The sequence below is a fragment of the Burkholderia sp. BCC1988 genome (assembly GCF_905339895.1).
GTDB lineage: Bacteria > Pseudomonadota > Gammaproteobacteria > Burkholderiales > Burkholderiaceae > Burkholderia.
Genome location: NZ_CAJPHA010000033.1, coordinates 16,391 through 29,153 on the forward strand (window position 1 = coordinate 16,391; position 12,763 = coordinate 29,153).

The 12,763-nt window shown below is 67.9% G+C and carries 12 protein-coding genes; 6 read left to right on the forward strand and 6 right to left on the reverse strand.

Annotation, left to right across the window (positions count from 1 at the left end; all coding sequences use genetic code 11):
• Positions 1-48: 48 nt before the first annotated feature.
• From U4012_RS32685 to U4012_RS32695, 3 genes are read right to left on the reverse strand one after another with little or no spacing between them, the layout of a single operon-like run.
• The gene (locus U4012_RS32685; RefSeq protein WP_321803769.1) at positions 49-1,485 is read right to left on the reverse strand and encodes an NAD(P)/FAD-dependent oxidoreductase; all 1,437 of its coding nucleotides are present in this window, start codon (positions 1,483-1,485) and stop codon (positions 49-51) included.
• Positions 1,482-1,781, reverse strand: a complete 300-nt coding sequence (locus U4012_RS32690) for a (2Fe-2S)-binding protein (RefSeq protein WP_124668320.1) — start codon at positions 1,779-1,781, stop codon at positions 1,482-1,484. The genes U4012_RS32685 and U4012_RS32690 overlap by 4 nt, the downstream gene beginning before the upstream one ends.
• Positions 1,774-2,898: an FAD-dependent oxidoreductase gene (locus U4012_RS32695; RefSeq protein ID WP_321803772.1), complete on the reverse strand. Its 1,125-nt coding sequence runs from the start codon at positions 2,896-2,898 to the stop codon at positions 1,774-1,776. Before U4012_RS32695 ends, U4012_RS32690 begins: the two co-directional genes overlap by 8 nt.
• 149 nt (positions 2,899-3,047) lie before the next feature.
• On the opposite strand from U4012_RS32695, the gene U4012_RS32700 reads away from it, so the two are divergent.
• Positions 3,048-3,962 carry a LysR substrate-binding domain-containing protein gene (locus U4012_RS32700; RefSeq protein ID WP_321803774.1) on the forward strand — a complete coding sequence of 305 codons (915 nt, stop codon included), beginning with the start codon at positions 3,048-3,050 and terminating at the stop codon, positions 3,960-3,962.
• A 293-nt stretch (positions 3,963-4,255) separates the two neighbouring features.
• On the opposite strand, the gene U4012_RS32705 is transcribed toward U4012_RS32700, so the two are convergent.
• Positions 4,256-4,555, reverse strand: coding sequence for an H-NS family nucleoid-associated regulatory protein (locus U4012_RS32705; protein ID WP_044847198.1), 300 nt, complete (start codon positions 4,553-4,555; stop codon positions 4,256-4,258).
• Positions 4,556-4,948: 393 nt separating this feature from the next.
• Between U4012_RS32705 and U4012_RS32710 the strand changes: the two genes are divergently transcribed.
• Positions 4,949-5,185 (forward strand): hypothetical protein, encoded by a 237-nt coding sequence (locus U4012_RS32710; RefSeq protein WP_321803776.1) that lies wholly within the window; start codon positions 4,949-4,951, stop codon positions 5,183-5,185.
• Between the two features lie 433 nt (positions 5,186-5,618).
• Here U4012_RS32710 and shc read toward each other — a convergent pair whose 3' ends face one another.
• Positions 5,619-7,679 (reverse strand): squalene--hopene cyclase, encoded by a 2,061-nt coding sequence (shc, locus tag U4012_RS32715; protein ID WP_321803779.1) that lies wholly within the window; start codon positions 7,677-7,679, stop codon positions 5,619-5,621.
• A gap of 52 nt (positions 7,680-7,731) precedes the next feature.
• On the opposite strand from shc, the gene U4012_RS32720 reads away from it, so the two are divergent.
• The 3 genes from U4012_RS32720 to U4012_RS32730 all read left to right on the forward strand — a co-directional run bounded on the left by U4012_RS32720 (position 7,732) and on the right by U4012_RS32730 (position 10,757).
• The gene (locus U4012_RS32720) at positions 7,732-8,466 is read left to right on the forward strand and encodes a TetR/AcrR family transcriptional regulator (protein ID WP_321803781.1); all 735 of its coding nucleotides are present in this window, start codon (positions 7,732-7,734) and stop codon (positions 8,464-8,466) included.
• Between the two features lie 718 nt (positions 8,467-9,184).
• Positions 9,185-9,439, forward strand: a complete 255-nt coding sequence (locus U4012_RS32725) for a hypothetical protein (protein WP_044847151.1) — start codon at positions 9,185-9,187, stop codon at positions 9,437-9,439.
• Between the two features lie 145 nt (positions 9,440-9,584).
• Positions 9,585-10,757 carry a 4-hydroxybenzoate 3-monooxygenase gene (locus U4012_RS32730; RefSeq protein WP_044847152.1) on the forward strand — a complete coding sequence of 391 codons (1,173 nt, stop codon included), beginning with the start codon at positions 9,585-9,587 and terminating at the stop codon, positions 10,755-10,757.
• Between the two features lie 81 nt (positions 10,758-10,838).
• On the opposite strand, the gene U4012_RS32735 is transcribed toward U4012_RS32730, so the two are convergent.
• The gene (locus tag U4012_RS32735; protein WP_321803785.1) at positions 10,839-11,738 is read right to left on the reverse strand and encodes a helix-turn-helix domain-containing protein; all 900 of its coding nucleotides are present in this window, start codon (positions 11,736-11,738) and stop codon (positions 10,839-10,841) included.
• Between the two features lie 183 nt (positions 11,739-11,921).
• On the opposite strand from U4012_RS32735, the gene U4012_RS32740 reads away from it, so the two are divergent.
• A complete protein-coding gene (locus U4012_RS32740) occupies positions 11,922-12,758 on the forward strand; it encodes an SDR family NAD(P)-dependent oxidoreductase (protein WP_415750426.1) in 837 nt (278 codons plus the stop codon).
• The last annotated feature ends 5 nt before the right edge of the window (positions 12,759-12,763 follow it).

Below are 12,763 nucleotides of genomic sequence, written 5' to 3' on the forward strand. Positions count from 1 at the left end.
GTCAGGCTCCGTTCGTGTGGGCAAGCGTGGGTGTGCGCGGGCCGCGCTTCAGCTCGGGAATTCGCCGCGCCGGAAATCGTTCGACAGTTCGAGGGTGTCGGCCATCTCGCCGACGGTGACCGGTTTGATCGGCGCGCGGATCCGGTAATGGCCCACATCGCCGACGCCGCGCTGCTGTACATCGGCAATCAGTTCGCCGACCGTCGTGCCGCACCAGCGTCCCTGGCACGGGCCCATCCCGCAGCGCGTGAACGCCTTCATCTGGTTCGGCCCCTGGCAGCCGAGCGCCGCGAGCGCGCGGATCTCGCCGGCCGTGACCTCCTCGCAGCGGCAGACGATCGTGTCGCCGTCGGGGCGGCGCAGCGCGGCCGGCGGCGTGTACAACGCATCGAGCAGCGGGCGCACCGCGAGATGACGGCGCCACGCCCGCAGCGCCGGGCGCTCGCGTTCGGCTTGCCGGCGACGATCGAGTGCGCCGAGCGCGGCCGCGATGTCGAGCGCCGACACTTCGCCCGCGCGGGCCGCGGCTTGCGCGCCGCCGATGCCCGCACCGTCGCCGGCGATCCATACCTGCGCGACGCTGCTGCGGCCGCGTGCATCGCAGGTCGGCCGCCAGCATGCCGCGTGTTCGTCCCATTCATGCGCGCAGCCGAGCGAGCGGGCGAGTTGCGTCGATGGAATCACGCCTTGATGCAGCAGCACGAGCGACGTATCGAGCGATTGCACGATGCCGTTCGCGTCGCGAAAGCGGATGCGTTCCGCGCGGCCGTCGCCGTCGATACCGATATCGGTTGCGCCGCGATGGACGGGAATGCCTGCGTTACTCACCGCGCGCAGCATGCGCCAGCCCTTGAGCAGGTAATCGGCGCCGCGCAGCGCCGGCAGCGCATGCGGGAGCGCGCGGCGCCACGCATCGCGCGGCGTCGTGTCGACCAGCGCGCGCACGCGCCGGCCCGCATTCAGCAACTGCGCGGCGAACAGCCACAGCAGCGGGCCGCTGCCCGCGAGCACGGTGTCGGCCGACGGCGCGAGCCCCGCCGATTTCAGCAAGGTCTGCGCGGCGCCGACGCCCATCACGCCCGGCAGCGTCCAGCCGCGCGCCGGCCACGGGCGCTCCTGCGCGCCGGTCGCGATCAGCACCGCGCGTGCGCCGATGTCGAGCGTGCCGCCGGATGGACCGCTCTGCGTGAGCATCGCGACCGGCTCCGGTTCGAACGCGACCTGCCACACCGTGCTGCGCGGCAGATACAGCGCGCCGCTCGCGAGCAGGCCGTCGACGAGCGGCCGGCCGGCCGCGTAATCCTTGCCGAGCCAGCGCGCGAGATCCGCGGGCGCGTCGGCGACGTTGCGATAGATCTGGCCGCCGGGCGCGCGGCCCTCGTCGGCGACGACGACCGACAGCCCGGCCGTGCGCGCGGCCGCCGCTGCCGCCATGCCGGCCGGCCCGGCGCCGACGATCAGCAGGTCACACTGGCGGCGCGTCATGCGAGCCTCGCCTTGCCGTGCATCGCACGCACCTGCATGCCGTCGTGCACGGGCGTCATGCAGCCTTGCACGTTCGGCACGCCGTCGACTTCGACGAGGCAGTCGAAGCACACGCCCATCATGCAGAACGGGCCGCGCGGCGCGCCGCTCACGGCGCTCGCGCGGCAGGCGAGGGTGCCGGCGGCGAGCAGCGCGGCCGCGACGCTGTAATGGGCGGGCACGTCGTGCGGCGCGCCGTCGATGTGGATGCGCACGCGTTCGCGCGTCGCGGCGGCGGGGACGATGGAATCAAACATGCCGGGTAGCCGTGGGCGCGGCGAAGCGCGCGGTGTTGAAGGCGGACAGGTCGGCGGGCGCGGCGTCGCCCGCGATCCACGGCGCGACGAGATCGGCATGCGCGGCCGCGAGCGTCACGCCGCTGTGGCAGATCGCGACGAACGCGCCGGGATGCGTGGCCGACGCTTCGTAGACGGGCAGGCCGTCGGGCGTCATGATGCGCAGCGCGCCCCACGCGCGCACGACGCGCGCCTGCGCGAGCGCCGGGAACGCGGCGCGGGCGCGGCGCGCGATATCGACCATCGCGGGGCGCGTCTGGCCGTCGTCGAAGCCGACGTCTTCCGCCGAGTCGCCGAGCAGCACCGAGCCTTCCGGCGTTTGCCGGACGACCAGCGTCGGATAGTCGAGAAACGGTGCAAGCCGCTCGGTGACCATGATCTGGCCGCGCAGCGGCGAGATCGGCGCGTGCAGGCCGACCATCGGCGCGAGCCGCGCGTTGTCGAGGCCGGCCGCGAGCACGACGCGCCCGGCCTCGAGGCGGCCTTCGCGCGTGTCGATCTCGAAGTGTCCGGCGCGCGGACGAATCTCGTCGACCGCGTTGCGCGGCAGATAGACGCCGCCGCGCTGCACGAACGCCTGCAGCATCGCGCGCAGCGTGTAGAGCGGATTCGCATGACCGTCGTTCGGCGACCACAGCGCGCCGGCCAGAGCCGGCGACGCGGCGGGAATCCGCTTGCGCAGCGCGGCCGGATCGAGCACTTCGTACGACAGCGCCGCATCCTGGCGATGCAGCGACGCGAGCAGATCGGTCGCGCTGGCCAGCTCGGCGTCCTGCTCGAACAGTTCGATGCCGCCCGGGCGTTCGAACCCGCAGTCCACGCCGGTCTCGCGCCGCAGCTGCGCGGCGAACGCGCCCCAGCGCGCGGACGATTCGCGCGACCAGCGCGCGTAGGGCAGGCAGCGTCCGCCCTTGCCCTGCACCCACACCAGCCCGAAGTTGCCGCGTGCCGCGCGAAACGCGATGTCGTCGCCGTCGCATACGGCGACGCGCTTGCCGAGGCGCGCGATGCCCCACGCGAGCGCCATGCCGACGAGGCCGCCGCCGGCCACGACGACGTCGAAGCCGCGCACGGTCATGTGCGGCTCCGGCGGCATCGGGTCGATGTGTGCGTGTTATGGGGCATGGTGGCGCGGTTCCTTGCGTGTATGACGTTGCTGAATCGATGTTCGGCCAGGCAAAATAGACTGTCCAATACAGCTTGATCAACGATCCATAATCCAGTGTTATGACCACGCCTTCACTCAGGATTCGTCAGATCGAAGCATTCCGCGCGGTGATGCAGCGTCATACCGTCACGCGCGCGGCGCGCGATCTGCATATCTCGCAGCCGGCCGTGAGCCGGCTGATCGCCGACCTCGAGGATCGCGTCGGCTTCGTGCTGTTCGAGCGCCAGCAGGGGCGCTTCACGCCGACCGCGCAGGCGCGCGTGCTGTACGAGGAAGTCGAGCGCGCATTCGTCGGGCTCGATCGCGTCGCGCAGGCCGCCGAGCAGATCCGCGCGATGCGGCGCGGCACGCTGCGCGTGGCCGGCTCGCCGGCGGTCGCACTCGACCTGCTGCCGGAACTCGTCACCCGCTTCGCGGTTGCGCATCCGGGTGTCGACATCACGCTGCTTGCGCACAGCGCGTCGACGGTCGTCGACAAGGTTGCGTCGGGGCAATGCGACGTCGGGCTGATCGCCGAGCCGGTGCCGCATCCGGCGGTGCGCGGCGAGCGGCTCGCGGAAAGCGCGATGTGCTGCATCGTGCCGCGCGGGCATCGGCTCGCGCGCAAGCGCGTGGTGCAGCCGGCCGACCTGCGCGACGAATCGTTCATTTCGTTTCCGCCGAGCTTCGAGGCGCGCAGCGCGATCGACCGCGTGTTCGTCGAGGCCGGCGTGTCGCGCGTGCTGTCGATCGAGGCGCAGTTGTCGCAGACGATCGTCGCGTTCGTCGCGAATGGTGCGGGCGTCGCGCTGATCGATCCGGTCACGGCCGCGTATGCGGGCCATCGCGTGGCCGTCAAACCGTTCGAGCCGGCCGTGCCCGATCACTTTTACCTGGTGACGTCCGCGTCGCAGCCGCTGTCGATGATCGGCGACGCGTTCTGCACGGACCTGCGGGAGGCGTTTGCGTGGATGCGGGATCGGCGCGACGCATGAGCGGGGAGAGCGGGGGAACGGATCGCGATTGCGCCGCACCGATTGGGCGTTACCCGTCGATCATGCGTGGCCCATATCGCAATGCAGGCGGGTGTTTGCCCACACGTAGCGGAGTGTTCGCGCGTTGCGGTTGCTCGGGCGAGCACACAAGCGAGCGTAGGGTGCCACTACGCTCGCTTCAGCGCTCCTTGCGAGCGGCTTCATCGACGCGATGACGTGCATTGCCGAAGCACATGATCGGCGCTCGATGAGCGTGTTGCCGCTGATCGAGCCGCGGCGTTATCCGGAATGATTCATTCCTGAATCAGGAATCGATTCCGGTTCTTGGCATCCTTGATCCATGCGGGCGCGCGGCCACGGCCCGACCAGGTTGCGCCAGTCTTGGGATCGCGATACTTCGCATTCACGGTCGCCGGCTTTTTTGCCGCCGCTCGATCCCGACGAACACCGAAGATGTCTTTTTCGGTAATTCCGTACTCCGCGACCTTGGTACGGATGTCTTCGATTACAGCCTGGAGCTCGGTGAGACGGGCGGTTTCCGCTTTCTCCGCCAGTGCGTCCATTTGAGCCTTCAGTTCCTTGTATGTAGCCATGCTTTCCTCCGCGGGTTGTACTGCAAACATGATATGCGGCTTTTTGCCGAAATGATAATGATTGGCTATGCCTAATTCGCCAAGTTTAAAGCAAATTGAACTTTGGATCTCCCTTGCCTTCGGCGCGAGGAACTGTCCGGCAATCGAATTCTATTTTCATATGATGTGAGTTTCGCTGCCGATCGCACTGCCTACGACTGGAAATCGGCGATGAATCCGTTTGTCATCATGCTCGGCGAGCAATTCACGCCATCGTCACGACAAGCAGATCGATCATGAATGTCACCAAAAGCGGAGCAGGACCAGAAGGCTACAACATAGTTACCGAATGGCAACGGAAAGCCGGCAATAACGTCGCGAAACGAAAGATGATCTAAAGAGGACACCTGCTTTATGAACTCCGCCAAAGGCAGCGGGGCGGCTGCGCTTACTCGAACGGCGGGCTTTCGTGCTCTGTTGGCGAAATTGCTTTACGAACGGGGCCCGGATTTCGCGCTCGAGGTTCTTGTGGTGACCACGACGCCGGGTTGGGAAGAAAACAGACGAGCGCAAATTTGCGACATCTTTCAGATGAAGCGAGGCTTGCGGTTATTCAGCGTATGGCGGCAGCGCAGCAGCCTGAAATCGTAGACCAGACAGCGTCCACAACGGTGATTGACGAAATTGCGAGATTTGCTCTGGAATTCCGGATCGAGTCGGAGCGTTTAAGGCAGGGTGCGGCGAAAACGCTCCGTACGAGGATCTTATCTTCCGCCGGCGATCGATTACCTCGCTGTCAGACCGCGTGATCAACCGCTTTTCCCGTGCGTTTTCGCAGCCACGTTGCGGCCGATGATCGTCCGAGAGGGCGGGCATACCCTACATCAGGTAGCAGGACGCGATCGGCGGAAAGCTTCCGCCGAGCCCGTCCTCGCCGTACATGTACTCGGCGCGTCACGCGATCGAGCGCGAGGAGCACGCGGCACCTCCCGCGCGCGGGAGGGACGATCGTACGCGTTGCCGGTCGAGTTCGGACTCGTGCTTGCGCTCGTGCTAATGCACACGCACACGCACACAAACACGCTCAGGCAAGCGCGGTATCCGTGGTGCGAGAAGCCGACACGCCGGCCCCGCTGGACGAAGACGTACCGGCCAGTGCAGCGCCGGCCAGACGCCGATAGCGCGCAAGCGCCCACAGCGGGAAGTACGCGGTATAGCCGTGATACTTCAGGTAGAAGATGCGCGGAAAGCCCGGCGCATTGTGCGAGCGGTGCCACCAGAAGCCGTCGTCCTGCTGCACCGATTGCAGATACGCAATGCCGCGTTTCACCGAGTCGGATTCGCAGTCGCCGAACGCCATCTGCGCGAGCAGCGCCCACGCGGTGAAGTTCGACGTGCTTTCGCCCGCATTGGTGCCGGCAAGCGCCGGGTCGATGTAGCTGTCGTTCGTCTCGCCCCAGCCGCCGTCCGCGTGCTGACGCGCGCGCAGCCAGGCCAGCGCGCGGGCGATGTACGGCTGCGCGGGGTCTTCGCCCGCGAGCGCGAGCCCGGCCAGCACGCTCCACGTGCCGTAGATGTAGTTCGTGCCCCAGCGGCCCCACCAACTGCCGTCGGGCTGCTGCGTGCGCTTCACGTAGTCGATCGCGCGCGCGAGCGACGCGCGGTCGGCCGCGCGCTTCGTGACACCGAAGCACAGCAGCACGCGGCCCGATACATCCTCGGTCGGCGGATCGAGCAGCGCGCCGTGATCGGCGAACGGGATCGCGTTCAGGTACATGCGGTCGCAGTCGGCGTCGAACGCCGCGAAGCCGCCGTTGCGTGATTGCAGCCCGCGCATCCAGTCGAGTGCGCGTGCGACGCGCGCCGCATACGGGTGCGAGCCGTCCGCGTTGCGGTGCGTGCGGCCACGGCGGTCGAGCATCGCGGTGACGACCGCGGTGTCGTCGATGTCGGGGTAGTACGGGTTCGCATACTGGAACGCCCAGCCGCCCGGTTGCGTGTCGGCGGGCGCGTTCTCGATCCAGTCGCCGCGCAGGTCGTTCACCTGGCGCTCGGCGAGCCAGTCGTATGCGCGGGCGATACGTGCGTCGAGTTCATTTAGTGAGCCTGCCGGCTCGCCGGCGTCGGGCGCGGCCACGCCACGCGCCTGCTCGAGCGCCATCGTGCTCCACGCGGTGTCCCATACCGGCGACAGGCACGGCTGGCAGTACACGCTGCCGTCGGGCCGCGTGACCAGCAGCTTGTCGAGCGCGTTCTCGCAGTCGCGGCGCAGCGGATGATCGTCCGGGTAGCCGAGCACGTCCATCATCTGGTAGCTGTACACGATCGGCGGAAAGATCCCGCCGAGCCCGTCCTCGCCGTTCATGCGCTCCGCGCACCACGCTTCCGCATGCCGGATCGCACGTTGCCGCAGGCGTTTCGGCAGCAGCGGCTCCACGTGACGCACCACGCGATCGAGCGCGAGGAACGCGCGGCGCATCCCGCGCGCGGGCGGGAAGTAGTGACGCTCCTGGTCGGGCGGCGTGACGAACAGTTCGGGGATCGCGATGTTGCGCGGGTTGCGCGCACGCGCCTTCAGCGAGCACAGCACGAGCAGCGGCACCATCGTCGTGCGCGCCCAGTACGCGACCTTGTACATCGAGATCGGCACCCACTTCGGGAATAGCACGAATTCGACCGGCATGAACGGCGCCGCGCGCCACGGCACCTGGCCGAAGGTCGCGAGCAGGATGCGCGTGAACACGTTCGCGCGTGCCGCGCCGCCGAGCTTCAGGATCGCGTCGCGCGCGCGGACCATGTGCGGCGCCTGCTCGCTGTCACCGGCGGCCTTCAGCGCGAAGTACGCCTTCACGCTGCACGACACGTCCGGATCGCCGTCGACGTACAGATCCCACCCGCCATGCGTGTCGAGCCGCTGGATCGCGCGCAGGTAGCGCGCCATCTGCTCCTGACGCGCGTCGTCGATCTTGTCCATGAAATGCATCATCAGGATGTATTCCGCGGTGATCGTCGCGTCGGATTCGAGTTCGAAACACCAACTGCCGTCGGGCTGCTGAAGACGCATCAGCGCGTCGCGGCCGCGGGCGATCGCGGTGTCGAGCGCGGACCAGGAGGAGGGGGCGGGTTTATTCATGCGGCGGATCATACCATCCAGCCGGAATGTTTATATCGAGACCGCGGGTGCTAACATCGCCGCCATGAAGAAACGCCCCGAACCCGCTTTGCACGACATCCCCGAGCCCGTCGACACGGCCGAACCGGCCGGCCCGCAGGCGTCCGGCGCACCGGCTGTGCCCGGTTCTGCGCCCGGTTCCGCGCCCGTCGCCGGCGTGCGGCGTAAAAAGGCGCCGGAACAGGTGCGCGCGCAACTGCTGGAAGCCGCGTCGGAAATCGCGACCCATCACGGCGTGGCCGCGTTGACGCTCGACGCGGTCGCCGAGCGCGCAGGCGTGACGAAAGGTGCGCTGCAGTATCACTTCGCGAACAAGCAGGGCTTGCTCGACGCGCTGTTCGGGCAGGCGACCGGGCGCTTCGCGACGCAGATGGCCGCACGCCGCGCGGCCGATTCGCACGGCGACGGCGCGGCGGCGCGCGCGTATCTGCATGCGGTGCTCGACACCGCGCAGCCGGCCGCGAGCACCGACGTGCTGCGCGTGCTGGTCGCGTCGATGATCACCGAGCAGGAGACGCGTGCGCGCTGGTCGGTGCCGATGCGCGAGTGGACGCGGCCGGATCCGGTGCCGCTCGAACGGGCGGCGACGCTGATGATCTGCCGGCTCGCGGCCGACGGGCTGTGGATCTCGGAACTGCTCGACAGCGTGGAGATTTCGGCGGAACTGCGCGCGGAGATCGTCCGGCAACTCGACCGGATGACCGCGGCCGAGCCCGCGGGCACCGGCACGATCAAGGGTGCGCGCGGCCGGCGCCGCTGAGTATTCGGTCGCCGAACGGCGCGACGAGATCGGCAATACGTCGCACGCCCGTCTTCGCGAAGACTGCCTTGCTCTGGCTGCGCACGGTGCGAATCTGTACGCCGTTGCATGCCGCGTGCTCGGCCGGCGCCAGGCCGCCGGCAATGCCGGTCGCGACGGCCGGTTCCGCGCGGGTGAGCGAGAACGGACGCCGGTGCCGGTGCGCGCGTCGCGCACGAAGCAGTTCGCCGCTCGCGCGTCGGCGAGCGCCATGAGGGCCTCGAGCGCGACGTCCCATGTTCGCGATCGACGGCGGCCGTGCAGAGCGCCGCGATAGACTCGTCGGCCGCGCAAATCCTCGCGTCCCCGTTCCCCGTTCCCCGTTTGCCGCACGCGCTACGTTGCGCGTGTTGCCGCATCGCGTTCGCCGGATCTGGCATGCCGGCGTGTCGCACGGATGCGGTGCGATCGACGTCGGCAGGTATCCTCAATTTTGGGGATGCCGCCGCGACGCAGAGTGTCTACGATCGGCAACGAAGAGAGGGGCCATGGACGTGATGCGTGCGGCACGACATCGATCCGACGATATGAAGAAAATCGTCGTGCTGCCGGGTGTTTTTCTGACATACGACGCGCGTACCGTGAAGCGAAACGAGGACGACGCGTCGAGCAAAAGGACCATGCGGCGACGCGCCGATGAAGACAGGCCGGGTGCTGTGTTTCGGGGAGTGGCAAGCACATGCTGACGAGAGACTATGTGGAGCGCGAGCTCTCTCATATCGAGAGAATGGTCGCGCTGCTGGAAAGCGATGCCGATACCGGCGCGGCGGTGATGCCGGTTGCGATGCGCGTGAGTCACCCGAGTTACTGGCGCGAGCGGATCGAGGCGCTGCTGGCGATCCCCGGCATGCCACGCCATCTGACGAAGCTCGGCAATGCGCTGCTCGCGAAGATCGACGGGATGGAGTCGCGGCCGGCGCCGGCGAAGCCCTGAGCGGATGGACGCGCGCGGCCCGGGACGTGCCGCGCGCGTCCGCCTTTATCCATTATCGAGATAGTCCATATTCCGGATATCGCGTTGCGGGATAGCGCGCATCGCCGCCACACTTGCGCAAAATCAATCCCAACCGGAGACATTCATGCGTACGCAAGTCGGCATCATCGGCGCCGGGCCCGCGGGCCTGCTGCTTTCCCATCTTCTTCATCTGCGCGGTATCGAGTCGGTCGTGCTCGAGTCGCGCAGCCGCGAACAGATCGAATCCACCATCCGCGCCGGCGTGCTCGAACAGGGCACGATGGACGTGCTGACCGAATCGGGGGTCGGCGACCGGATGAAGGCGGAAGGCGCGCTGCATCACGGGTTCGAACTGGCATTCGAAGGCAAGCGCCGCCGCATCGATTTGACTGAGCTGACCGGCAAGGCGATCACCGTCTATGCGCAGCACGAGGTGCTGAAGGATCTCGTGGCCGCGCGCGTGGCGGCCGGCGGCGCGCTGTACTTCAACGTGTCCGGGACGACGATTGCCGGCATCGAGACCGATGCGCCGTCGATCCGTTTCGTGCACGACGGCGTCGAACAGACGCTCGACTGCGACTTCGTGATCGGCTGCGACGGCTCGCAGGGCGTGTCGCGCACGATGATCCCCGCCGCCTTGCGGCAGGACTACGAGCGCGTGTTTCCGTTCGGCTGGTTCGGCATTCTCGTCGAGGCGCCGCCGTCGTCGGACGAGCTGATCTATGCGCGCCACGAACGCGGCTTCGCGCTCGTCAGCACGCGCTCGCCGAACGTGCAGCGCATGTATTTCCAGTGCGACCCGAAGGATTCGGTCGACCAATGGTCCGACGATCGCATCTGGGCCGAGATGCACGCGCGCGTTGACTCCGCCGATGGCCGGCAGGTCGTGGAAGGGCGGATTTTCCAGAAGAACATCGTCGGCATGCGCAGCTTCGTGTCGACCACGATGCAGCACGGCCGCCTGTTCCTTGCTGGCGACGCCGCGCACATCGTGCCGCCGACCGGCGCGAAGGGCCTCAACCTCGCGGTGTCGGACGTGCGCATCCTGACGTCCGCGCTGCAGGCGTTCTACGACGAAGCGCGCACCGACCTGCTCGACGCGTACAGCGAAACCGCGCTGCGCCGGATCTGGCGCGCCGAACACTTCTCGTACTGGATGACGCGCATGATGCATCGTCTCGACGACGCGTCGCCGTTCGAGCAGCGTTTGCAGGTGGCCGAACTCGAGCACGTGACGACGTCGCGCCCGGCGGCGATGGCGATGGCCGAAAATTACGTCGGCGCGGTCGCGGTCTGACGCGCGGCGACCGAGCCGGCTGTTGCGGTCGCGGCTTTCGGGAGCCGCGATCGCCTGCGCCGCCCGCACCGCTCGGCCCGTTTACGAGCGGCCCGGCATCAGGTCGCGATGGGCCGTTTCCCTGAACTCGCCCGGCGTCAGGCCGGTCTGCTTGCGGAAATAGCGGCTGAAATACGCGCTGTCCGCAAACCCCATCTCGTGCGCGATCTGCTTCACGCTCAGATTCGAATAAACCAGATCGCGCTGCGCTTCGCGAATCAGATGCGCGTTGACGACCGCCGTCGTCGAGATGCCCAACTCCTCCCGGCACACGCGCGCAAGCTGCGCGGCCGTCACGCCGAGCCGGTCCGCATAGAATTCCACCGGCCGATGCTCGCGAAAATGCGTGTCGATCAGTTCGCGAAACCGCCGCAGCAACGTGGCGCGCCGATCGGTGCCGGCATGCGACGGCGCGGCCGCGAGATCGCTCAGGCGCGCGACATGCACGACCAACGCCACCAGCAACGCCATCCCGGCCGCGCCGCGTCCGCGTGAGGTGCTGCGGAATTCCTGTTCGAGCAACGCGAACAGCGGCATCAGCATCGACGCGCTCGCGTCCGGCTCCCTGACCGGAATCACCGCCGCGCGTTGCAGGATCGACAGCGCGCCGGGCGCGGCGGTCTTGACCAGCGTTTCGAGCGCGCGCTGCACGACCGTGATCACGAGGCCGTCGATCTGCGGCGAGAACTCGAACGCATGGACCGTCTGCGCGGGCAGCACCACGAGGCACGGCGGCGCGAACGTGTGCTTCCCGCTCTCGATCACGACATGCCCCTGCCCGCCGCGGATGTACAAAATCTGCAATAGCGCGTCGTGACGGTGCGCGGCGATATGCCAGTCGTTCGGCTGGCTGCGCTCCGGTATCCATTCGAAGTTGAACGCGTCGTACCAGGGCGGACGCGCCGATTCGCCATACAGATCGTAGTTAGGGATTCTCCTCATGCCGCACGGCCTCCTGTGTACAAATTGTCCTGTTGCTTGCGGCGTTTGTCCAATTTTCGCGCGATGCGCGCTTCTATACTTTTCCCATCGACGTAGCGCTTGCCACTGACGCAGCGCGCGACGTTCGGGCAGCGTGTGCCGGATCGAGCCGGATCTCTCAAGCTCATTTCAAGAGGATACCTAATGATATCGCAAGCGAACAATCAACAGCAGGACTGGCTTCGTCTTGACGGGCAGGTTTGCGTCGTGACGGGGGCCGCGGGCGGCATCGGCGCGTCGATCGTCGAAACGTTCGTGGCGGCCGGCGCGCGGGTCGCGCTGCTCGACCGCGACGCGGACGGCACCATCGCGATCGCCGAGCGGCTGCGCGCGGCCGGCGGCGACGTCGTCGCGATCGGCTGCGATATCGGCGACGCCGCCAGCGTGACGCAGGCCGCCGAACGCGTGGAGCGTGACCTCGGTCCCGCCGACGTGCTCGTGAACAACGCCGGCCTGTTGCGTGCCGGCGGCATCGAGAGCATCGGCCTCGACGCATGGAACGCGATGCTGCAGGTCAATCTCACCGGCTACATGTTGTGTTCGCAAGCGTTCGGGCGCGCGATGCTCGCGCGCGGCTCGGGTGCGCTGGTGCATGTCGCGTCGATCGCGGCGCGCCACCCGCAGACGTACAGCGGCGCCTACAGCGCGAGCAAGGCGGCGGTCGCGATGCTCGCGCGGCAACTGGCGGCGGAGTGGGGGCCGCGCGGCATCCGCAGCAATACCGTGTGCCCGGGAATGATCCGCACGCCGCTGTCCGAGTCGTTCTATGCGAGCGGCGACATCGAGGCACGCCGCAGCGCGATGACCGCGAGCCGCCGCATCGGCCGGCCCGACGACATCGCGAACGTCGTCGCGTTTCTCGCGAGCCCGCGTGCGGCATACGTGAATGGCGCGGAGCTGGTGGTCGACGGCGGCCTCGACGCGATGCTGATGGACCTCGTGCCGCGGCCGGGCTACGACGCCGGTGCCGGCGCACGCTGAATCGG